The sequence below is a fragment of the Mesorhizobium sp. ES1-3 genome, assembly GCF_020164795.1.
Taxonomy (GTDB): Bacteria; Pseudomonadota; Alphaproteobacteria; order Rhizobiales; family Rhizobiaceae; genus Mesorhizobium.
Window position 1 is genome coordinate 81,202 of record NZ_JAIUGW010000001.1, and the last position, 23,242, is coordinate 104,443.

20 protein-coding genes are annotated in these 23,242 nt (G+C 63.6%); 16 read left to right on the forward strand and 4 right to left on the reverse strand.

Annotation, left to right across the window (positions count from 1 at the left end):
* The first annotated feature begins 196 nt into the window (after positions 1-196).
* The 15 genes from LB536_RS00420 (at position 197) to LB536_RS00490 (ending at position 15,813) form a co-directional block, all read left to right on the forward strand.
* Entirely contained in the window at positions 197-484 is a 288-nt protein-coding gene (locus LB536_RS00420; RefSeq protein ID WP_140757636.1) for a hypothetical protein, read from the forward strand.
* 11 nt (positions 485-495) lie between these two features.
* Positions 496-873 (forward strand): hypothetical protein, encoded by a 378-nt coding sequence (locus LB536_RS00425; protein WP_023771056.1) that lies wholly within the window; start codon positions 496-498, stop codon positions 871-873.
* Positions 874-905: 32 nt separating this feature from the next.
* Positions 906-1,067, forward strand: coding sequence for a hypothetical protein (locus LB536_RS00430; protein ID WP_027142261.1), 162 nt, complete (start codon positions 906-908; stop codon positions 1,065-1,067).
* 14 nt (positions 1,068-1,081) lie between these two features.
* A complete protein-coding gene (locus LB536_RS00435; protein ID WP_140507951.1) occupies positions 1,082-2,488 on the forward strand; it encodes an APC family permease in 1,407 nt (468 codons plus the stop codon).
* Between the two features lie 45 nt (positions 2,489-2,533).
* A complete protein-coding gene (locus LB536_RS00440; protein ID WP_224589688.1) occupies positions 2,534-3,223 on the forward strand; it encodes a hypothetical protein in 690 nt (229 codons plus the stop codon).
* Positions 3,220-3,549 (forward strand): hypothetical protein, encoded by a 330-nt coding sequence (locus LB536_RS00445; RefSeq protein ID WP_140813094.1) that lies wholly within the window; start codon positions 3,220-3,222, stop codon positions 3,547-3,549. Before LB536_RS00440 ends, LB536_RS00445 begins: the two co-directional genes overlap by 4 nt.
* Positions 3,550-3,633: 84 nt before the next feature.
* Positions 3,634-4,530, forward strand: a complete 897-nt coding sequence (locus LB536_RS00450; protein WP_140813093.1) for a class II glutamine amidotransferase — start codon at positions 3,634-3,636, stop codon at positions 4,528-4,530.
* Between the two features lie 4 nt (positions 4,531-4,534).
* A complete protein-coding gene (locus LB536_RS00455) occupies positions 4,535-5,257 on the forward strand; it encodes a GXGXG domain-containing protein (protein WP_140757639.1) in 723 nt (240 codons plus the stop codon).
* Between the two features lie 6 nt (positions 5,258-5,263).
* The gene (locus tag LB536_RS00460; RefSeq protein WP_140757640.1) at positions 5,264-6,592 is read left to right on the forward strand and encodes an FMN-binding glutamate synthase family protein; all 1,329 of its coding nucleotides are present in this window, start codon (positions 5,264-5,266) and stop codon (positions 6,590-6,592) included.
* A gap of 31 nt (positions 6,593-6,623) precedes the next feature.
* Positions 6,624-7,931, forward strand: coding sequence for a type III glutamate--ammonia ligase (glnT, locus tag LB536_RS00465; RefSeq protein WP_224589689.1), 1,308 nt, complete (start codon positions 6,624-6,626; stop codon positions 7,929-7,931).
* A 38-nt stretch (positions 7,932-7,969) separates the two neighbouring features.
* Positions 7,970-9,223 carry a sarcosine oxidase subunit beta family protein gene (locus LB536_RS00470; protein WP_224589690.1) on the forward strand — a complete coding sequence of 418 codons (1,254 nt, stop codon included), beginning with the start codon at positions 7,970-7,972 and terminating at the stop codon, positions 9,221-9,223.
* 14 nt (positions 9,224-9,237) lie between these two features.
* On the forward strand, positions 9,238-9,513 hold the full coding sequence (locus tag LB536_RS00475; RefSeq protein WP_140507961.1) for a sarcosine oxidase subunit delta: 276 nt from the start codon (positions 9,238-9,240) through the stop codon (positions 9,511-9,513).
* A gap of 226 nt (positions 9,514-9,739) precedes the next feature.
* Positions 9,740-12,721 (forward strand): sarcosine oxidase subunit alpha, encoded by a 2,982-nt coding sequence (locus LB536_RS00480; protein WP_224589691.1) that lies wholly within the window; start codon positions 9,740-9,742, stop codon positions 12,719-12,721.
* Positions 12,714-13,340, forward strand: a complete 627-nt coding sequence (locus LB536_RS00485) for a sarcosine oxidase subunit gamma (RefSeq protein WP_224589692.1) — start codon at positions 12,714-12,716, stop codon at positions 13,338-13,340. The genes LB536_RS00480 and LB536_RS00485 overlap by 8 nt, the downstream gene beginning before the upstream one ends.
* 103 nt (positions 13,341-13,443) lie before the next feature.
* A complete protein-coding gene (locus LB536_RS00490) occupies positions 13,444-15,813 on the forward strand; it encodes a DUF1989 domain-containing protein (protein WP_224589693.1) in 2,370 nt (789 codons plus the stop codon).
* On the opposite strand, the gene LB536_RS00495 is transcribed toward LB536_RS00490, so the two are convergent.
* Positions 15,780-16,073 (reverse strand): hypothetical protein, encoded by a 294-nt coding sequence (locus LB536_RS00495; protein ID WP_224589694.1) that lies wholly within the window; start codon positions 16,071-16,073, stop codon positions 15,780-15,782. The two genes, LB536_RS00490 and LB536_RS00495, sit on opposite strands and share 34 nt — an antisense overlap.
* Between LB536_RS00495 and LB536_RS00500 the strand changes: the two genes are divergently transcribed.
* Positions 16,066-17,775: an APC family permease gene (locus LB536_RS00500; protein ID WP_224589695.1), complete on the forward strand. Its 1,710-nt coding sequence runs from the start codon at positions 16,066-16,068 to the stop codon at positions 17,773-17,775. The two genes, LB536_RS00495 and LB536_RS00500, sit on opposite strands and share 8 nt — an antisense overlap.
* Positions 17,776-17,852: 77 nt before the next feature.
* Here LB536_RS00500 and LB536_RS00505 read toward each other — a convergent pair whose 3' ends face one another.
* From LB536_RS00505 to LB536_RS00515, 3 genes are all read right to left on the reverse strand, one after another.
* Entirely contained in the window at positions 17,853-20,999 is a 3,147-nt protein-coding gene (locus LB536_RS00505; protein ID WP_140813084.1) for an efflux RND transporter permease subunit, read from the reverse strand.
* Positions 21,000-21,257: 258 nt separating this feature from the next.
* The gene (locus LB536_RS00510) at positions 21,258-22,400 is read right to left on the reverse strand and encodes an efflux RND transporter periplasmic adaptor subunit (RefSeq protein WP_224589696.1); all 1,143 of its coding nucleotides are present in this window, start codon (positions 22,398-22,400) and stop codon (positions 21,258-21,260) included.
* Between the two features lie 54 nt (positions 22,401-22,454).
* Entirely contained in the window at positions 22,455-23,060 is a 606-nt protein-coding gene (locus tag LB536_RS00515) for a TetR family transcriptional regulator (RefSeq protein ID WP_224589697.1), read from the reverse strand.
* Positions 23,061-23,242 lie beyond the last annotated feature (182 nt).

Below are 23,242 nucleotides of genomic sequence, written 5' to 3' on the forward strand. Positions count from 1 at the left end.
GCCTGCAATCCCCTTGAAGCAAATAATTTCATTGTCAGGCAAAATTGTTCACTCGAAACGAGCGGTTAACGCCACGTAAATTCGTCTTGACAAGTCCGGGATTCGGGCGGAGTTTATGAAAAAAATTTCACTCTCTTGAAAGAGAGCGGCGGGCGGTGGATTCGGAACCGGGCGTCGGCGAAGAAGGGGAAAACCGATGTCAGACCTGCACCAGCGCATCGAGGCGCTGTATCGCTCCGATTTGCGCGGATCCGCGCTCCTGATCGTCTGCCTGTGGGCGACGATCCTCTTCGTCCTCTTCATGACATGGCCATACATTCCGCAGGGCGGCATCAAGGCCGTCGTCGCCATGGCCGCCGCCGCGGTGCTCATCTTCAACACGGCGGCCATCCTGGCGATGGTCAAACACTACAAGGAAGACAAGGAGTTCATCTACGGGCTCGACATCAAGAACGCCGACGCATCCCGCAACCGCAAGTCCTGAGGGGAGAAACAATGTCCCGCTATACGCCGCCGGAGCAGAGCAAGGCCGGACAAGTCTTCGACATCGCCGTTGTCGTGGTCGCCATCTTCGTGGCGCTGTGGCTACCGCTGAAGCTTGGTCTTGCCGGTGCCGCGAAATCCATCGATGCGCTCGATGCCAAGACCTGGGAAGCGCTCGGGCAGAATCCGACCATGGCGTCGATCTGGGAAAAGCTCGGCTATACGCCGGAGACCGCGCACGACGTCATCCAGAACCGGTTCCACTATATCATCGACTGGCCGACGCTGATCATCATGGCGGCCGTGCTGATCGGTTATTTCGTGTTCCTGTTCCGGGCATCCGACCGCGAATATCGCGATGTCATCAACGAAAAGTTCGACGACAAGTAAAGTTTGGCGACGAAGAATTTGGGGACACGATCATGTGGGTGGCACTCTCTTACGCATGCTGGGGCATCTCGATCGTCCTCGCGCTGTGGATGCTCTACGACTGGTTCAAGGTCGATACCAACTACTCCGAGGACGTTCTGACCTCGTCGCGCGAAGGCGAGCTTGAAGCCGTTTCCGAAAAACACCGGATCTGAGTGGGGATTGATCGATGACGGTCGCGCTTGAAAACACCACCACCACCACAATACACGGCGACCGGGTATCGCTGCTTCGGGTGCTTGGCCCGGCCCATGTCTGGGCGCTCGGTGTCGGCATCGTTCTGGTCGGCGAGTTCACCGGCTGGAATTTCTCGGCCGACAAGGGCGGCGCGCTGGCGGCCCTGATCGTGTGCTGGGTCGTCGGGCTGCTCTACACCTCGGTGGCCATGATCGATTCCGAGGTGACGTCGACGGTGGCCGCCGCCGGCGGCCAGTATGCGCAGGCCAAGCACATCGTCGGCCCGCTGATGGCCTTCAACGTAGCGCTGTTCCTGGTCTTTGCCTATACGATGCTGGAAGTGTCCGACGCCATCCTGCTCGGCGACACCATCGTCGCCAAGGCGGGAGTCGAAGGGCTGACCCACAATTCCTTCATCGCCGCCACCATAGTGGTCCTGGCTTGGCTCAACTATCGCGGCGTGCTGATGACGCTCAACGTCAACTTCGTCATCACGGCCATCGCCTATGTCTCGATCGTCGTTCTGTTCTTCTCGGTCAGCCCGTGGACGCAAGGCGCGGTGCTGAAGCTCAACGAACTGGTCACTCCAGGCAATGCGCTGCCCTATGGCTGGATCGGTGTCATCGCCGCCTTCCAGTTCGGCATCTGGTATTATCTCGGCATCGAAGGCACCACGCAGGCGGCCGAGGAAGTGCGCTCGCCGGCACGCTCGCTGCCCTACGGCACCATGGCCGGCATGATCACGCTTCTGATCGCCGCCGCCATGACCTGGTATGTCTGCGCCTCGCTGATGCCCTGGGAATATCTCGGCATCACCTATTATCCGCTGTGGGATGCCGGCAAGCTGACCGGAAGCCCGCTGCTCGAGAACCTTCTGTTCATAGCGACGCTGCTCGCCGCGCTTGCCTCCGCCAATGGCTGCATCAACGACGCGGCGCGCGCCTGGTTCTCGCTCGGCCGCGACCGCTATCTGCCGAGCTGGTTTTCGGCGGTGCATCCGAAATATCGCACGCCCTACCGCTCGATCCTGTTCCTGCTGCCGATCGCGCTGGCTTTCGCCTTCATCGCCGATCTCAACCAGGCTATCACCTTCTCGATCCTTTCGGGCGTGCTGCAATACACTTTCATGAGCATCAACATCATGATGTTCAGGAAGAAGTGGCCGCTGGGCTCGATCCGCCGCGGCTACACGCACCCCTTCCATCCGCTGCCGGCAATCGTCCTGTTCTGCCTGTGCGTGGTGACCTTCTTCGCCATCTTCCTCGGCTTCGGCTCGCAGTTGATCGCCATGGTCGCCTTCTATTTCCTGATCTCGCTGTGGTTCCATTTCTACCGCTACAAATTCGTGCGGCGCGGCGACCAGTTCACCATGCCGTGGCCGAAACCGCAGGGCTATTGATGGGAGTAGGCCCGCCCAGGATCTGGACGGGCCTTGCACGATAAAATGTCCGAAGTGACATCAGCACTGCTTGCCGGGGCAATTGTCCTGGCTCTCGTCCTTCATTTTGCGTGGCTGGCACGCCGCAGCCGCGACAGGGCCTCGGCAGCGCTCGCCGCCGATACGGCCAGCATTCGCACTGTCGTCGCGGACGCGACCAATGTCTCTGACGGCACGGCCGGCGTCATCACCTGGGAAGGTTCCTGGAACGGCCAGCGCGTGCAGGTGCGCACCATCGTCGACACGCTGGCGACGCGGAAACTGCCGGCGCGCTGGCTTAGTGTTTCGATCACCGAGAAGGTCGCGGTGTCAGCCATTTTCGACATGATGATGCGGCCGGGATCGCCGACGACGTTCTCCAATTTCGATCATCTGGACCATACGCTCCCGAAAGCTCCGGGATTTCCAGCCGAGGCGGTGCTGCGGACGGACCGCCGAGGCACGCGTTTTCCGCAAGGCATCATCGCCGGTCATCTCGAAGCCTTTGGCGATGGCCGCGCCAAGGAACTGCTGATCACGCCAAACGGAGTGCGCATCGTGTGGCTGCTAGCCGAGGCCGAGCGGGCACGCTACGGTGTCTTCCGGCAAGCCGCGTTCGGTGACACGCGGATCGATGCGACGCTGATCGAGCGGCTGCTCGTCTCTCTCTCGAAGCTGCGCGACGCCATCAACCGAAGCGAACGGCAGGCCGCATGAGCACTTCAAACACTTCGCCGGCACCAGTGAGCCCTTATCTCGTCCTGGGCGCCGCAATCGTGCTGCCGGCAAGCGGTCATGTCATTCTTGGCGTACCGGTGCGCGGATTGCAGTTCCTTTTCTTCATGGTGATCCTCGCGTGGGTGACCGCCAAGATTTCGCCGCCGGATGCCAGCTTCGTCGGCCGTCACGCCGGCGGCTTCCTGATCTATGCGCTGTCGATCCTCGACGCCTACAAGATCGCTCGCATCCGTACCGCCAAATGGGCTCATAATGCACGATCGGACGGCGATGATACGCGGAGCGGCATTGAGCCACATACGTAACCAGAGGAAAATTTTTTTCATCCCATTGAATTCGGTGATTTCATTCGGTACATCATCTCTAGTCACAAACGTCGGGAGGCTGACATGTGCGGAATCGTTGGACTTTTCCTGAAGGACAAGGCGTTGGAGCCGAAGCTCGGCGCGATGCTGTCGGAGATGCTGGTATCGCTCAGCGACCGCGGCCCTGACAGCGCCGGCATCGCCATCTATGGCGCGACGTCAGGCAACGAGGCCAAGATCACCATTCAGTCGCCGAAGCCGGAACGCGATTTCCGCGGCCTGGACGCCGAACTCGCCAAGGCTCTCGGAGCGCCGGTGAGCATTGCGGTGAAATCGACCCACGCGGTGGTCAGGACCGCGCCCGACAAGGTCGACGCGGCGCGTGAAGCCCTCCAGTCGCTTAGGCCCGACATCCGCATCATGGGCGCCGGCGAAGCGGTGGAGATCTACAAGGAAGTCGGCCTGCCCGAAGCCGTCGTCGATCGCTTCGACGTGCGCAAAATGACCGGTACGCATGGCATCGGCCACACTCGCATGGCGACGGAATCGGCGGTGACGACGATGGGCGCACATCCCTTCTCGACCGGCGCCGACCAGTGCCTGGTGCACAATGGTTCGTTGTCCAATCACAACAATGTCCGCCGCGAACTGGTGCGCGAGGGCATGAAATTCGAAACCGAGAACGATACCGAAGTGGCGGCCGCCTACCTTTCCTCGCAAATGGCGCATGGCAAGAACCTCGGCGAGGCGCTGAAAGGCACGCTCTCCGACCTGGACGGTTTCTTCACCTTCGTCGTCGGTACCAAGAATGGTTTTGGCGTGGTGCGCGATCCGATCGCCTGCAAGCCCGCCGTGATGGCCGAGACCGACCAGTATGTCGCCTTCGGCTCGGAATATCGCGCGCTGACCAAACTGCCCGGCATAGACAATGCGAGGGTCTGGGAACCGGAGCCCGCAACCGTCTATTTCTGGGAGCATTGAGTTCATGCCGGCAACCTCCAAGGCAATGCGCGACAGCCATGCGCGCGTCTTCGACCTCGACATCCTGTCGCTGCGCGAACTCAACCAGGCGCTGCACAATCTGGCTCCCGGTTCGAACGAGACGGCGTGGGAAGTGCTCAACCCGAAAGGCAACCATTCGGTCGCCGTCGGCGTCGACCAGCCCGTCAGCATCGATGTGCGCGGCAGCGTCGGCTATTACTGCGGCGGCATGAATTCGGGCAGCACGATCACCGTGCACGGCTCGGCCGGCCCGGGCGTCGGCGAGAACATGATGGCGGGTTCGATCGTCATCAAGGGCGACGCCAGCCAATATGCCGGCGCCACCGGCAAGGGCGGGCTGCTGGTCATCGAGGGCAATGCCTCCTCGCGCTGCGGCATCTCGATGAAGGGCATCGACATCGTCGTGCACGGCAATATCGGCCATATGTCGGCCTTCATGGCGCAGTCCGGCAACCTCGTGGTGCTGGGCGATGCCGGCGACGCGCTGGGCGATTCCATCTACGAGGCGCGGCTCTTCGTACGCGGCAAGGTCGACAGCCTGGGCGCCGACTGCATTGCCAAGGAGATGCGGCCCGAGCATCTGGAGTTGCTGCAGGGCCTGCTCGATCGCGCCGGCGTGACCGGCGTCAAGCCGTCGGAGTTCAAGCGCTACGGCTCGGCGCGCACGCTCTACAATTTCAATATCGACAACGCCGACGCGTATTGAGGCAGCATGACCTATCGCAACCCGCCGACGACGCCGCGCAAATCCGCGACTTTCGACGACTACACGCTTTCCGAAATCCGCCGTGCCGCTGCGACCGGCATCTACGATATCAGAGGTGCCGGCGCCAAGCGCAAGCTGCCGCATTTCGATGATCTTCTGTTCCTCGGCGCCTCGATCTCGCGCTATCCGCTGGAAGGCTACCGTGAGCGCTGCGACACGTCAGTCGTGCTGGGGTCGCGCCATGCCAAGAAGCCGATCGAGCTGAAAATTCCGATCACTATCGCCGGCATGAGCTTCGGCTCGCTGTCCGGCCCGGCGAAAGAAGCGCTCGGGCGCGGCGCGACGCTGGCGGGCACCTCGACCACGACCGGCGATGGCGGCATGACCGAGGAAGAACGCGGCCATTCCAAGCAACTGGTCTATCAATACCTGCCGTCGCGCTACGGCATGAACCTGCGAGACCTGCGCCGTGCCGATGCGATCGAAGTGGTGGTCGGCCAGGGCGCCAAGCCCGGCGGTGGCGGCATGCTGCTCGGCCAGAAAATTTCCGACCGCGTCGCCGAGATGCGGACGCTGCCGAAGGGCATCGACCAGCGCTCGGCCTCGCGCCATCCCGACTGGACCGGCCCGGACGATCTCGAGATCAAGATCCTCGAGCTGCGCGAGATCACCGACTGGGAAAAGCCGATCTACGTCAAGGTCGGCGGCGCCCGCCCCTATTACGACACGGCGCTTGCGGTGAAAGCCGGCGCCGACGTCGTCGTCGTCGACGGCATGCAGGGCGGCACGGCGGCGACGCAGGAAGTGTTCATCGAAAATGTCGGCCAGCCGACGCTCGCCTGTATCAGGCCGGCGGTGCAGGCGCTGCAGGATCTCGGCATGCATCGCAAGGTTCAGCTCATCGTCTCCGGCGGCATCCGCAACGGCGCCGATGTCGCCAAGGCGCTGGCGCTCGGCGTCGACGCGGTGTCGATCGGCACCGCCGCGCTCGTCGCGCTCGGCGACAATGATCCCCGCTGGGAGGCGGAGTACAACGAACTCGGCACCACTTCAGGCGCCTATGACGACTGGCATGAGGGCAAAGACCCTGCCGGCATCACCACGCAGGATCCGGAACTGATGAAGCGGGTCGACCCCGTGGCCGCCGGACGCCGGCTGGCGAACTATTTGAAGGTGATGACGCTGGAGGCGCAGACCATCGCCCGCGCGTGCGGCAAGAACAGCCTGCACAATCTCGAACCCGAGGACCTCGTCGCATTGACGATCGAGGCAGCCGCCATGGCCGGCGTACCGCTGGCCGGCACCAACTGGATACCGGGGAAGAACGGCTTCTAGAACACATCCAAAGACATAGCGAGGAACTATAATGGGGAACGATCTCGCCGCATTCGCCAAAGAGAACGGCGTCAAATATTTCATGATTTCCTACACTGACCTGTTCAGTGGCCAGCGTGCCAAGCTGGTGCCGGCGCAGGCGATATCAGACATGCAGAAAGATGGTGCCGGCTTCGCCGGGTTTGCCACCTGGCTCGATCTGACGCCGGCGCATCCCGACATGCTGGCGGTGCCGGATCCGAACTCGGTCATCCAGCTGCCATGGAAACCGGAAGTCGCCTGGGTCGCCGCCAACTGCATCATGGACGACAAGGAGGTCGGCCAGGCGCCGCGCAACACGCTGAAGCGGCTGATCGCCGAGGCAGCCGCCGACGGCATGCATGTCAAGACCGGCGTCGAGGCCGAGTTCTTCCTGATCTCGCCGGACGGCAAGGCGATCTCCGATGAATACGACACGGCATCCAAGCCTTGCTACGACCAGCAGGCGGTGATGCGCCGTTACGATGTCATCGCCGAGATTTGCGACCACATGCTGGCGCTCGGCTGGGGCGCCTATCAGAACGACCACGAGGACGCCAACGGCCAGTTCGAGATGAACTGGGCCTTCGACCACGCGCTGCCAACCGCCGACAAGCACTCCTTCTTCAAGTTCATGGTCAAGTCGATCGCGGAAAAGCATGGGCTGCGCGCGACTTTCATGCCCAAGCCCTTCCAGGGCCTGACCGGCAATGGCTGCCACGCCCATATCTCGGTATGGGACGAGACCGGCAAGACCAATGTGTTTGCCGACAACTCGATGGAACTCGGCCTCTCGGCCAAGGGCAAGAACTTCCTCGGCGGCATCATGAAGCACGCTTCGGCGCTTGCCGCGATCACCAATCCGACGGTGAATTCCTACAAGCGCATCAACGCGCCGCGCACCATTTCGGGCGCGACCTGGGCGCCGAACACGGTGACCTGGACCGGCAACAACCGCACCCACATGGTGCGCGTGCCGGGGCCGGGCCGCTTCGAGCTGCGCCTGCCCGACGGCGCGGCCAACCCGTATTTGCTGCAGGCCGTCATCATCGCCGCCGGCCTCGACGGCATCCGCTCCAAGGCCGATCCCGGCAAGCGCTACGACATCGACATGTACCAGCTCGGCCATACCGTCACGGATGCGCCGAAACTGCCGCTCAACCTGCTCGACGCGCTGCGCGAGTTCGACCACGACAAATCGCTCAAGGCGGCGCTGGGTGAGGAATTTTCGTCGGCATACCTAAAGCTGAAGCAACAGGAATGGAATTCCTATGCTTCGCACTTCACGCAATGGGAGCGCGACCACACGCTGGATATCTGACCTCCAACGCGTAGGGCGAGCGGCCTTGGAATGATTTTATGAAATACTCGATCTTCTCGCTCGCCCGCGCCGCCCTTTCCGGCCACAAGAACTGGCAACGCACCTGGCGCGACGCCGCGCCGAAGGACCGCTACGACGTCGTGATCATCGGCGGTGGCGGCCATGGGCTCGCTACCGCCTGGTTCCTGGCCAGCGAGTTCGGCATCAAAAACGTCGCGGTGCTGGAAAAGGGCTGGATCGGCTCCGGCAATGCCGGCCGCAACACCACCATCATCCGCTCCAATTACGGCCTGCCCGGCAATACCGGCTTCTACGAATTGTCGATGAAGCTGTGGGAGCGGATGGAGCAGGACCTCAACTACAACGCGATGGTCAGCCAGCGCGGAGTCATCAACCTCTACCATTCCGACGCGCAGCGCGACGCCTATGCGCGGCGCGGCAACACCATGCGCATCAACGGCATCGACGCCGAACTGCTCGACCTGGCGGCGGTCAAGAAGATGATCCCGTTCCTGAACTTCGACAATGCGCGCTTTCCCGTGCAGGGCGGGCTGCTGCAACGGCGCGGCGGCACGGCGCGGCACGACGCGGTGGCCTGGGGCTACGCCCACGCTGCCAGCGAACTCGGCGTCGACATCATCCAGAATTGCGAAGTCACCGGCTTTGTCAGGGACGCCAACGGCAAGGTGACCGGCGTCGAGACCTCGCGCGGCAGGATCGGCGCCGGCAAGGTCGGCATGGCGGTGGCCGGCTCTTCGTCGCGCGTCGCTGCGATGGCCGGCCTGCGGCTGCCGATCGAAAGCCATGTGCTGCAGGCCTTCGTCTCGGAGGCGATCAAACCGCTCATTCCCGGTGTCATGACGTTCGGCGCCGGCCATTTCTATGTCAGCCAGTCCGACAAGGGCGGGCTGGTCTTCGGCGGCGACATCGACGGTTATAATTCCTACGCCCAGCGCGGCAACATGCCTGTGATGGAAGATGTCTGCGAGGGCGGCATGGCGCTGATGCCGATGATCGGCCGCGTGCGCCTGCTGCGCCAGTGGGGCGGCATCATGGACATGTCGATGGACGGCTCGCCGATCATCGACAAGACCCCGGTCGACGGGCTCTACCTCAACGCCGGCTGGTGCTATGGCGGCTTCAAGGCGACACCCGGCTCAGGCTTTGTCTTCGCCCATCTGCTCGCCCGCGATGAATCGCATGAGGAGGCCGCCCGCTTCCGACTCGACCGGTTCCGGTCTGGCGCTGTCATCGACGAAAAGGGCCAGGGCGCCCAACCGAACCTGCACTGAAGGCGGCTGGAACCATGCGCATCACCTGTCCCTTCTGCGGCGAACGCGAACTCGGCGAATTCACCTACCTCGGCGACGCCAAGCCGGTGCGGCCGGCACCTGGAGCATCGGAAGACGAAGTCTACGATTACGTCTATCTGCGCGACAATATCGCAGGCGTGATGGACGAGAACTGGTATCACGGCGGCGGCTGCCGGGCCTGGCTGAAGGTCACCCGCAACACGCTGACGCACGAGATTTCGGCGGTTGAGCCAGCCGCGGGCGCTGGGGCCAGGCAGGTTGCGAAATGAATATCTTCTGTCAGGTTGGCGCTGCCCCTCATCCGCCTGCCGGCACCTTCTCCCCGTATAGTGACGGGGAGAAGGGAGCTGGCTGCTACTTCGGCGCCCATTCTGCAGCGTCGATGATCGGCGAAACCACCGACGAAGACGTCCTTCTCCCCGTCACTATACGGGGAGAAGTGCCCGGCAGGGCGATGAGGGGCAGCGCCGACCTTCCGATTGTGAGGCGTGCATCGTGACTTCCTTTCAATCCAATCGCCTCACCTCCGGCGGTCTCGTCGACCGCTCCGCGCCACTCAATTTTCGTTTCGACGGCAAGAGCTTCTCCGGTTTCAAGGGCGACACGCTTGCATCGGCACTGGTTGCCAACGGCGTCAAGCTGGTTGGCCGCTCGTTCAAATATCATCGCCCGCGCGGCATCCTGACCGCGGGGTCCGAAGAGCCCAACGCACTGGTGGAACTGCGCAGCGGTGCACGGCGCGAGCCGAACACCAAGGCGACGACGGCGGAGCTCTATGAAGGGCTCGACGCCGCCAGCCAGAACCGCTGGCCGTCGCTCGGCTTCGACGTGATGTCGGTCAACCAGCTGTTCGCGCCAATCTTCGTCGCCGGTTTCTACTACAAGACCTTCATGTGGCCGGCGAAGTTCTGGGAAGCGATCTATGAGCCGGCAATCCGCCGCGCCGCTGGTCTCGGCCGCGCCGCGGGCATCGCGGATCCCGACCATTACGACAAGGCGTGGGCGCATTGCGACGTGCTGATCGCCGGCTCAGGCCCGACCGGCCTCGCGGCCGCGCTCGCAGCAGGCCGCAGCGGCGCCCGCGTCATCCTGTGCGAAGAGGATTTTGTCCTCGGCGGCCGCCTGCTCGCCGATGGCGGCACGATCGACGGCATGCCGGCGGCCGAGTGGATTTCACGGACGCTGGCTGAACTCGGCTCCCTGCCCGACGTGCGCATCATGACGCGCACGACGCTGTTCGGCGTCTATGATGGCGGCACCTATGGCGCGATCGAGCGTGTCAACGACCACCTGCCCTCGCCGCCGGAGCACCAGGTGCGCCAACGACTGTGGCGGATCGTGGCCAAGCGCTGCGTCGTCGCGGCAGGCGCGCTCGAACGGCCAATCGTCTTTGCCGGCAACGACACGCCAGGCGTGATGATGGCGCCCGCCATGCGCAGCTATATCACCCGTTACGCCGCGGCACCGGCCAAGCGCATCGCGCTGTTCACCAACAACGAGGATGGCTGGCGCACGGTCGAGGCGGCACTCGGCGCCGGGCTGCAGGTCGCCGCCGTGATCGATGCGCGCGCGGAAATCTCGCCCGAGCACCGCTCGCTTGCCACCAAGGGCGGCTTTCCCATCCTGCATGGCTCCGTCAGCGGCATCGATGGCGGCAAGAATGGCGTGCGCAAGATTTCCGTCTCGCTCACCGGCGGCGCGCGCGCCGAAGTGGAAGCCGACGGGCTTGCCGTTTCCGGCGGCTGGAACCCGGCTGTCGGGCTCACCTCCTATCATCGCGGCCGGCCGAAATGGCGCGATGACATCGCCGCCTTCGTGCCCGACGGCGCGCCTCCGGGAATGGTCGCGGCTGGTGCCGCCAACGGTGCCTTCGGACTTGGCGCCTGCCTGCGCGAAGGATTTGCGGCGGGCGCGGCGGCGGCACGCGATGCCGGACACGGCAATGGTTCAGGTTCCACGCCGGTCGCCGATGACGAGGCCTTTTCGCTCACACCGCTGTGGCATGTCGCCGGCAAGGGCAAGGCTTTCGTCGACCAGCAGCACGACGTCACCGCATCGGATATCGAGCTGGCGCAGCGCGAAGGTTTTGAATCGGTCGAGCACCTGAAGCGCTACACCACGCTCGGCATGGCGACCGACCAGGGCAAGACCTCGAACGTCGCTGGCCTCGCGATCATGGCGGCAGTCACTGGCAAGTCCATTCCAGAGACCGGCACGACAATCTACCGGCCGCCCTATGTGCCGGTCGCCATCGGCGCCTTCGCCGGCCATCATCGCGACGAGACTTTTCACGCGACGCGGCTGACGCCGTCGCATCAGTGGGCCGCCGAACAGGGTGCGATCTTCGTCGACACCGGGCTGTGGAAGCGCGCGCAATGGTATCCGCGCACTGGCGAGAAGGACTGGCTGGAATCCGTGACCCGCGAGGTCAAGGCAGTGCGCAGCGGCGTCGGCTTCTGCGATGTCTCGACACTCGGCAAGATCGACGTGCATGGCGCGGACGCCGGCGCCTTCCTCGATCGTGTCTACATCAACACCTTCTCCAACCTTGCTGTGGGAAAAGCGCGCTACGGGCTGATGCTGCGCGAGGACGGCATCGTCTACGATGACGGCACGACGTCACGGCTGGCCGAGGACCACTATTTCCTGACCACCACCACGGCCAAGGCCGGGCTGGTGATGCAGCACCTCGAATTCTGCCGGCAGGTGCTGTTTCCGGAACTCGATGTGCAGCTGACCTCGGTCTCGGACCAGTGGGCGCAATTTTCGATCGCCGGGCCCAAAACCCGCGACCTGTTGAAGGAGATCGTCGATCCATCGGAAGACCTTTCCAACGAAGGGTTCCCCTTCATGGGCGCACGCGAAGTGGCGTTGCGCGGCGGCGTCAGGGCGCGGCTGTTCCGCATCTCCTTCTCCGGCGAAATGGCGTTCGAGATTTCGGTGCCGGCGCGCTACGGCGAGGCGATGGCCCGCAATCTGATGATTGCGGGCAAGCCGTTCGGCGTGACACCTTACGGCACCGAGGCGCTCGGCGTCATGCGCATCGAAAAAGGCCATGTCGCCGGACCGGAACTCAGCGGCACGACAACCGCCACCGACCTTGGCCTTGGCAAGATGATGTCGACCAAGAAGGATTTCATCGGTCGCGTCATGGCCGGCCGCGAGGCGCTGGTCGCACCGGATCGGCAGGTCGTCGTCGGCATCAAGCCGACCGACAAGGCGCGGCGCCTGCGTTCGGGCGCGCACATCATTCCGAAGGGGCAGACACCCGGGCCCGGCAATGACCAGGGCTACGTCACCTCGGTCTGCTTCTCGCCGACATCAGACCAATGGATCGGGCTTGCCCTCGTCGAGCGCGGCCGCGAGCGTATCGGGGAGATCGTGCATGCGCACGATCCGCTGCGCGGCGAAGACTATGACGTCGAGATTTGCAACCCCGTCTTCTACGATCCAGATGGAGGGCGCCAGCGTGGCTGAGTTTTCCTGGGAAACCCGCAGCCCGCTCGATCGCGCGCTCGTTTCGGGACCGCATGGCGTGCATGGCGGGGTCGGCGTCACCCTGACCGAAATCCGCAATTTTGACCTCGTCCAGGTGATGGCGCGACGCGGCAAGGCGGCCGACATGGCGAGCGCTGCTAAGGCGCATTTCGGCGTTGCGGTTCCGGAAACACCGACGACGGCTGGAGCAACCGAAGCCACGCTCATCTGGTCGGGACCGGATCAGTTCTTCGTGCTGTCGAAAGGCGGCAGACATCAGGTGGCGTCGCTGTCCCCTGCGTTCGCGGCCTCGGCTTCGCTGTCGGACCAGTCACATGCGCGGCTGTTGATCAGAATTTCCGGCGCCAAGGCACGCGCCCTGCTCGCCAAACTGTCGTCGATAGATCTGTATCCGGCGACGTTCCCGGTCGGAGCCGCGGCAGCCACCTCGATGGACCACACCAGCGTCACGCTGTGGCGCGGCAACGATGCGCCGGACGGCCAGGCCGTGTTCAACGTCCTGGTGTTCGCGACCTTCGCCGAAAGCCTGTGGCACACGATGCTGGACTCGGCTGCCGAGTATGGAATCGAGATCGGGCATTCGGAGGACTTGGCGTAGCACTGCGCTTCCCCCGCCTTGCCAAACTCCGCTCCGCTGCTATTCTTGCTGCTAAAATAATTTCACGCACAGGCAAACTTGTTTCTCGAACCGCAAGGCTGAGATGAGCCAGTCGCCCTACCCCGCCGTGACAGCCGGACCGCCCCGGCCAAGCCTGATCCTGCGGCCCGGCCAGATCGCGCTGCCGGCCGGCATGGAGCGCTATACCGTACAGGGCAACGGCGCGGTGCTGATCGAGGTCGAGGCCGGCGATACGATCACGGTTCGCAATGTCGAGGGCGGCCAGGCTTGCGAGTTGCTGGCCTGGGACGAGTCGGGCGTCACCGATCCCGGCATTCTCGGCGAAAAATCGAACAGCAATGCCGCCGGCATCAAGGCGCTGCTCGCCGAGGGCGACGACAGTCTCGGCACACTGCGCCGTGGCCTCGAGCGTCGCCAGGTTCAGCTCGACCAGGCCAAGGCTGTGCGCGTGTTTGGCGGCGCCACTCCGGCCGGTGCCGAGCAGGCATTCGCGATAGCGCGCGATGGTGCGATGCTGATTGCCGCGCCCGGCGGGCCGATGCTGGTCGACGGCCACGACACGGCGACGCCGCTCAGCGTCATCGTGCGGCGCAACACGATCCGCCTGAAAGCAAAATCCCGGCTTGCCGATCCACTGGCCGATCCGATGCTCGATCTGCGCATTCATTCGGCGACGGCCGAATCCTATTTCGTCAAGGCGGGCGACTATCTGCAGATCATCGACGTCGATGGGCGCCAGTGCACCGACTTCCAGTGTTTCTCGGCACGCAAGCTGGACAAGGGGCTCGACCATCCGCTCGACGTCACGACGACGCGCACGCTGATGGGCGCGAGCTATCCGATGCCCGGCCTGCATTCCAAATACTATGACCAGGACATGGAGCCACTGGTCGAGGTGGTGCAGGACACATGCGGCCGGCATGACGCCTTCGCGCTCGCCTGCGCGGCGAAATATTACGACGACATCGGCTATCCCGGCCACACCAACTGCTCGGAGAATTTCAACCGCGCGCTCACCGGCAAGGGCGTCAATCCCCGCGCCGGCTGGATGGCGATCAACTTCTTCTTCAACACGGCGATCGACGCCCATGGCGTGATGGTGTCGGACGAGCCGTGGTCGCGGGCCGGCGACTATGTTCTGCTCAGGGCGCTGACCGACATCGTCTGCGTCTCCTCCGCCTGCCCCGACGACACGACGCCGGCCAATGGCTGGGACCTGACCGACATCCACGTTCGAACCTATTCCGGCCAGCACAAATTCTCGCGAGCGATCGCCAGACGCATGACGCCCGATTCGGAACCGAAAATGACCCGCGAGACAGCCTTTCATTCGAGCTTTGCCGAACACACGCGCGACTTCGTCGAGTACAGGGGCTATTGGCTGGCCAACTCGTTCGCCAAAGAAGGGGCTATCGCCGAATACTGGGCCTGCCGGCAGGACGCGGTGATCATGGACCTGTCGCCGCTGCGCAAATTCGAGGTCACCGGTCCGGATGCCGAAGCGCTGCTGCAATACACGCTGACGCGCGACGTCAAGAAGCTCGGCGTCGGCCAAGTCGTCTACTCCGCCATGTGCTACGAGCATGGCGGCATGATCGACGACGGCACGCTGCTCCGGCTCGGCAAGGACAATTTCCGCTGGGTCGGCGGCGACGATCTGTCCGGCGAATGGCTGCGCGAGACGGCGACGAAGCTCGGCCTCAACGTGCTGGTGCGCTCGTCCACCGACCAGATGCACAACATCGCCGTGCAAGGGCCAAAGAGCCGCGACATCCTGAAACAGGTGATCTGGACCTCGCCGCTGCAGCCATCGATCGAGGAACTCGAATGGTTCCGCTTCGCCGTCGCCAGGATCGGTGGGGGCAACGGCATTCCCATCGTGGTCTCGCGCACCGGCTATACCGGCGAACTCGGTTATGAGATCTGGTGCCATCCGCGCGACGCCGAAAAGGTGTTCGACGCCATCTGGGAAGCCGGCCAGCCGTACGGGCTGAAGCCGATGGGCCTGCAGGCGCTCGACATGGTGCGCATCGAGGCTGGGCTGATCTTCGCCGGCTACGAATTTTCCGACCAGACCGACCCGTTCGAGGCCGGCATCGGCTTCACCGTGCCGCTGAAGACCAAGACCGACGATTTCATTGGCCGCGAGGCGCTGATCCGGCGCAAGGACCATCCGCAGACGAAGCTGGTCGGCCTCGACATAGACAGCAACGTCGCCGTCGGCCATGGCGACTGCGTCCATGTCGGCCGCGCCCAGATCGGCGTCGTCACGTCGGGCATGCGCTCGCCGGTGCTAAACAAGAACATTGCGCTGGCGCGGCTCGACGTCACCCATGCGGCAGTCGGCACGGAGGTCGAGATCGGCAAGCTCGACGGCCATGCCAAGCGGCTGCCGGCGCGGGTCGTGGCCTTTGCCCATTACGATCCGCAGAAGACCAAGCCGCGCTCCTGACCTGCCCTTTTTGGGTTCGCAAAGCGCCCGCCGGCCACGCCGCCGGACACTTTTTCATCCACGCGCGCAAGCGTGATGTGCACGGCTTCACAAATCGCTTGACGTGAAAGCGCGCCGGATTGATCTTCACTCTTAAGAAAAAAATACGACTGAGTGGAAACACCGCAGCCGGAGCGATCATTGCCGGGGAGCAAGCTTCGCGTAGCCGGGGCATCGCTGGCGGGGAACATCGAAAAAGGGGAACTCATCGACATGAGCACGATAAGTACGGTCCTGGACCAGCCTGCCGAAAGCAAGCTGCTCAGGCATATCGACTGGCGCGGCGCCTTCTGGGTGGCGAGCGGCGTTCCGGCGCTGGTTCTGTTCTCGATCGGCGGCATTGCCGGCACGACGGGAAAGCTGGCCTTCCTGATCTGGACGGTGTCCATGATCATGGGCTTCCTGCAATCCTTTACCTATGCCGAGATCGCCGGCCTGTTTCCGAACAAGTCCGGCGGCGCCTCGATCTACGGCGCCACGGCCTGGCTGCGCTATTCCAAGTTCATCGCGCCGCTGTCGGTGTGGTGCAACTGGTTCGCCTGGTCGCCGGTCCTGTCGCTCGGCTGCTCGATCGCCGCCGCCTATATCCTCAACGCGCTGGCACCGGTGCCGATCTTCACCGAGACCTCGCCCGATGTCGTCGCCTACATCGCCGCGCATGCCGGAACGAGCGCCGCCGACGCCATCACGGCGGTGACGGCCGCCGCGACGCCGGCGATCCGTAACTGGACGCTGTGGAGCCACACGCTGGGTCCGGTCTCGTTCACGCTCAACGCCACCTTCTTCATCGGCGCGGTGCTGATGTTGATCATCTTCTCGATCCAGCATCGCGGCATCCTGGGCACCGCCAGCGTGCAGAAATATATCGGACTGCTGGTCATCATCCCGATGCTGATAGTCGGCGTGGTGCCGATCTTCACCGGCCAGATCGACTGGTCGAACTTTTCGCCGCTGGTGCCGCTCGCCGCCGCCTACGCGCCCGAGCCCGGCTCCTGGAACATCGCCGGCTGGACATTGGCGCTCGGCGGCATGTTCATCGCCGCGTGGTCGACCTATGGCTTCGAAACGGCCGTCTGCTACACGTCGGAGTTCAAGAACCCCGGCACCGATACGTTCAAGGCCATCTTCTATTCCGGCCTGCTGTGCATGCTTTTGTTCATCCTGGTGCCCTTCACCTTCCAGGGCGTGTTGGGCCTGAACGGCATGCTGGCAACGCCGATCGTCGACGGCTCCGGCGTGGCCGATGCGCTGGCCGGCATGGTCGGCGGCGGCAGGCTGATCCACAGTCTTCTGGTGATGCTGATGATCCTGGCGCTGGTGCTCTGCATCATGACGGCGATGGCCGGCTCGTCGCGCACGCTCTACCAGGGCTCGGTCGACGGCTGGCTGCCGCGCTATCTCAGCCACGTCAACGAGCACGGCGCGCCGACGCGAGCCATGTGGACCGATCTCTGCTTCAACCTGGTCGTGCTGGCCATCGCGTCGGCCGACGCGACGAGCTTCTTCTTCATCCTCGCCGTGTCGAATTGCGGCTACATCATCTTCAACTTCCTCAATCTCAACGCCGGCTGGATCCACCGCATCGACAACGGCCATATCGCACGGCCATGGAAAGCGCCGAGTTGGCTCTTGGGGATCGGGGCGATCTTCGCCTATGTCAACGCCATCTTCATGGGCGCAGGCGCCAAGGTGTGGAACCCGATGGCGCTGTGGGCGGGGCTGATCACGGCCGCGCTGATCATCCCAGTGTTCTGCTTCCGCCACTACATCCAGGACAAGGGCAAATTCCCCGACCACATGCTGGCCGACCTCGGCATGGCGGGAGCCGACCTTTCGATCAAAAAGGCGGGCATGCTGCCCTATCTGACGCTGGTCGCCGGCGTGGCGGTCATGCTCATCGCCAATTGGGTGTTCGTCATCTGATGGTCTGACCGCCAGGCGGCCAAGCCACTGCATCAAGAAAAACCGGCCGGTCGCAAATCGACGGGCCGGTTTTTTTCTTATTCGGCCGCCAACGCCAGTTGCGGACGTTCGATGCCTTCGATCGCTTCCGGCTCCGGCGCCTGTTCGTCGGTCTTCGCCTTCTTGGGCTCGCGGCCGAAGAAGAGCGCATACCCCGCCGGCAGCACCAGGATGGTCAGCACGGTAGCGACCATGATGCCGCCCATCATGGCGTAGGCGAGCGGCCCCCAGAACACGGCACGCGAGATCGGGATCAGCGCCAGCACCGCGGTCATCGCCGTCAGCACGATCGGCCTGAAGCGGCGCACCGCCGAGCCGATGATCGCCTCGGAACGGTCCATGCCCCTGGCAATGTCCTGATCGATCTGGTCGACCAGGATGATCGAGTTGCGCATGATGATGCCGAGCAGCGCGATGACGCCGAGGATGGCGACGAAGCCGAACGGCGCGCCGCTGATCAGCAGAGCGGCGGCGGCACCGATGATGCCGAGCGGACCGGTGGCCAGCACCAGCATCGCCTTGCCGAAGTTCTGCAGCTGGATCATCAAGAGCACGACGATGATGGCCAGCATGATCGGCGCCTTGGCGGCGATCGAAGCCTGGCTTTCGGCCGAATCCTCGGCCCCGCCCTGGATCTCGATCTTGTAACCAGGCGCCAGGCCGTCACGCAGGCCCTGCATGTCCTTGTACATCTTGGTGACGACGTCGTTGGACTGCACGCCGTCGGGCAATGTGGCGCGCACGCTGATCGTCGGCAGGCGGTCGCGGCGCCACTCTATGCCCTGCTCCATCACCGGCACCACCTTGGCCACCTGCGACAGCGGCACGAAGCCGCCGAAATCGGTCGGGATATAGACCGAGTCGACCGACGACAGCAGGCTGCGGCTGGCATCCGGCTCGCGGGCGACGATGGACACCGTCTCCTCGCCATCGCGGAAATCGTCGAGCGGCGCGCCCGACATCGCGGCCTGCAGCATCTGGCGGATGCGCTGCGAGGTGACGCCGAGCGCACGGGCGCGATCCTGGTCGATGACCAGTTTCATCGCCGGAACAGGCTCCAGCCAGTCGTCATGCACCGCGCCGAGCAGCGGATTCTGCCGGAACTTCGCCTTCACCTGGTCGGCGATGCGGCGCACCTCCTGGCGGTCCGGACCCATGACGCGCATCTGCACGGGCCAGCCGGTCGGGGGTCCAAGGAACAGGCGGTCGACCTTGGCGCGGATCGACGGGAAATCCTGCGCCAGAACCGTGCGCAGCTTGACGATCAGCCGCTCGCGCGCCGGCTCGTCATTGGCCATGACAAGCATCTGGGCGAAATTCGGGTTGCGCAGTTGCTGGTCGAGCGGCAGGAAGAAGCGCGGGGCGCCCTCGCCGATATAGGTGGCGATGAAACGCTTGTCCTTGTCGTCCATCATCTTGGCTTCCAGGGCCTTGGCCTGTGCCTCGACCTCCTTGATGCTGGTGCCTTCCGGCAGCCAGAGGTCGACGAGGATTTCGGGCCGAGACGATTGCGGGAAGAAATTCTGCGGGATGAACTGGAACGCCCACAGGCTGGTGCCGAAAGTCACCAGCGTCATCACCAGGACGATGATGCGATGGCGCACGGCCCAGCCGACCGTGGCACGCAGCCGGCGATAGAAGCTCGTGTCGAAGGCGTCGTGATGGCTGCCGGCATGCTTGCGCTGCTTCAGGATCATATGCCCCAGCCACGGCGTGAAATAGACGGCCACGAACCACGACACGATCAGCGCGATGCCGACGACATAGAACAGGGTGCGCACATATTCGCCAGCCGTCGAAGCGGCGAAGCCGACCGGGATGAAGCCGGCGGTGGTGATAAGCGTGCCGGTCAGCATTGGGAAGGCGGTCGAGGAATAGGCGAAGCTCGCCGCCTCGATCTTCACCAGCCCCTCCTCGAGCTTCCGCTCCATCATCTCGACGACAATCATCGCATCGTCGACGAGCAGACCGAGCGCGATGATCAGCGCGCCCAGCGAAATGCGCTGCAGGTCGATGCCGATCTCGTACATGATGGCGAAGGTGGCGGCGAGCACCAGAGGTATGGCGATGGCGATCACCAGGCCCGAGCGCCAGCCGATCGACAGGAACGAGACGACGAGCACGATCAGCAGCGCTTCGCCGAGCGCATGCATGAATTCGCTGACGGCATCCCTGACGACTTCGGGCTGGTCGGAAATCTGGTCGACCGAAACGCCATAGGGCAGCGCTTCCTCGAAGCGCTTGTAGGTCGCCTCGACATCCTTGCCGACGTCGGTGACCTTAAAACCCTTGGCCATGACGACGCCAAGCTGCACGCTGTCGTGACCATTGAAGCGGTACTTGCGCTGGAAGGGGTCTTCCAGTCCCGAAGTGACGGTGGCGATGTCGCCCAGCCGGGTGACCTGGCCGCCGGCGCGCAAGCGCAGTTCGCGGATGTCGGCCGCCTTGGCGACGTCGCCTTCGACCGAAATGCGCACCGAATTGACGCCGGTGTCGACGGAGCCCGCGGGGTCGACGTTGTTCTGGCCCTTGATCGCATTCTGCAGGTCGGTCAGCGTCAGGCCGCGTTCGGCCAGCGCCTTGGACGAGACATCGATGTAGAGTTTTTCCGGCTGGTCGCCGATGATGACGGCCTTTTCGACGCCAGGCGTCGTCAACAGCATATCGCGCGCCTGGATGGCGAACTTCTTCAGCTCCGGATAGGAGAAGCCGTCGCCGCTGATCGAATGCAGCGTGATGAAGGTGTCGCCGAACTCGTCGTTGAAATACGGACCGAGCAGGCCCTGCGGCAGGTCGCCCTGGATATCGCTGACCTTCTTGCGCACCTGATAGAAGGCGTCCTTGACTTCTTCGGCATTGGTGTCGCCCTTGATCTGGACAGTGATGATGGCGCTGCCGGCTCGGGTGAAGGAACGCACGAAATCGAGATGCGGCGTCTCCTGCAATTTGCGCTCGATCTTGTTGACGACCTGGTCTTCCATCTCCTGGATCGACGAGCCCGGCCAGATCGCCTGCACGACCATGACGCGGAAGGTGAAGTCGGGATCCTCCTTCTGGCCCATACGCATCAGGCCGAGCGCGCCGGCGATGATGATCAGCCCGAACAGGAAGCGCGCAATCGAGGGATGGCCAATTGCCCAACGAGAGAGATTGAAGGGCCGCTTTTCTTCAGTGGAGGTCGTCATCGGTGCTGGTCCACTTTGCTTGGTTGCCGGCGCCATTGTGCTTCGAGGAAGGTGCTCCGAAGAAGCGCGGCGCGCGAAACGAAATCATCTGCGTTCGGTACTGGTTTCCGGGCGGCGTCGCTCTTCGAGCGGAGAGACACTCATCGCGGTGGGACGCGAGGATCGATGCGGGGGTACATCGGTCTTGACGTCTCGACCTTTCGGGCACGCCGCCCGGAAACCTGCGGCCGCGGGAACGCGCGGCCGACCTGTCTGTCGTCAGCGCAACTGGCTGGCTTCCCCGCCCTCGGCCGAGGCGGACTGCTGTGTGATGCCGCCGGCGAGCTTCACCTTCAGGTCCTCGGTCATGAACTGCGTACCGGCGGCGACCACGATATCGCCCGGTTTCAATCCCTCCGCGACACGCACGCCGTCGGCGGCGAACTCGGCGACCTTGACCGGACGGGCATGAACGGTGTCGGCGCCACGATCGACGGTCCAGACGATCGATTGGCTGTCTTTCTCGGCGAGCGCACTGAGCGGGATGGACACGAGCTGCTTTTCGTTGGCTGCCGACGCCTCGATATTGGCGGTCATGCCGAGCAGCACGCGCGGGTCGTTGGGCAGGCTGACGCGGACGGCAAAGGTGCGCGACTGCGGGTCGGCGCTGCCGGCGACCTCGCGAACCTTGCCGTCGAGCTTCAGCCCATCGTCTGACCAGAAACCGGCCTCGACGTCCTTGCCCGGCTTGAATTGCGCGATCTCCATTTCCGGAACCGCGATCAGCACTTCCTTTTCGCCATCGACCGCGACGGTAACCACTGGCGTGCCCGACCCGACCACTTGGCCGACATCGGCGTTGACCGCCGTGACGATGCCGTCCCTGTCGGCCTTGAGGTCTGTATAGCCGACCTGGTTCCTGGCCTGGGCAAGGGTCGAGCGGGCGGAGTCGCGGGTGGCGACGGCCTGGTCATAGGTCAGCGTCGCCTGTTCGAGCTGCGATTTCGGCGCGAAGTTCTTGGCGAATAGCTGCTCGGCGCGCTTGCGGGCGAGTTCGACGGTTTCAACCTGCCGTTCGGCGGCATCCAGCGCGGCCTGCGCGCTCTTGACCGACAGGTCGTAGTCTGACGGATCGATGCGGGCGAGAACATCGCCAGGCGCCACGCGCTGGCCGATGTCGACGAGACGCTCGGTGATCTTGCCGTTGACGCGGAAACCCAGCGTGCTCTCGGTGCGGGCGCGCACCGATCCGGAATAGGACAGCGTGCGGGTATCATGCACCTGGGCGATCTCGACGACCTTGACCGGGCGGATGATGTCCTTCACCTCCGCTTTTTCCTGCGAGCAGCCGGCGAGCCCAAGCGATGCGACGATCAGGCCGGCAACCGGCAGCTTGCGAAGGATGGAACTGGGCAAAAACATCGTGATACTCCCGACTGGAGACGGACTGTCGACACCGGCACCGGCTGGCGGCGGCTATTTCAAGGCTCTGATTGCGTAATCGATGAGGTCGTCGGGCATCGCCCGATTGGTCTTGGCGAGGCACTGCGCCACCATCTGCGGATGGCACAGGATGACGGTGGCGGCACCGAAACAGCGCGACGCGGTCACCGGGTCCTGTTTCCTGAACTCGCCGGCCTCGATGCCCTCGCGGATCACCTCGGCGAAGAGATCGTGGATGCTGTCGACATGCTTGTCGATGACGCCCCAATCGCGCTCAAGGGCGACGACGACCATCTCGTGGACCTTCTGGTCGTCGAGCATCACCTCCATCGTCATCTTGTACTGTGCATGCACGTAGCGCCGCAGCCGCTCCTCGGCGCTGACCGGCAGGTGCATAATCTCGTAGGCCATGTTGTAGCTGGCGCCGAGCATCCGGCCACAGACGGCCTGGTGGATTTCGACCTTGGAGGCAAAGAAACGATAGATGTTGGCCGGCGACATGCCGAGTTCGCGGGCAATGTCGGCGACGTTGGTCTTGCCGTAGCCATAGTGCCGGAACAGGCGCTCGGCGCAATCGAGAATGCGCGTCACATTTTCCTGTCGGGCGACGTCGGCGACGATGTTGGCGGCTTCGGACATAGTTCTCTGTCAAATAACGAGTGACGAATTTCGATTTTCATCACTCGTAAATCGAAAAGAGCACTGTGTCAACGCAGATTCGATGTACGCGTACGATAGGTGACAGATGGTGACATCCAATAGACGTCACAAGGCGCCCTCAGGATGCGGGCCTCTGAAAATAATTCTCTCGAAAGGCCGCC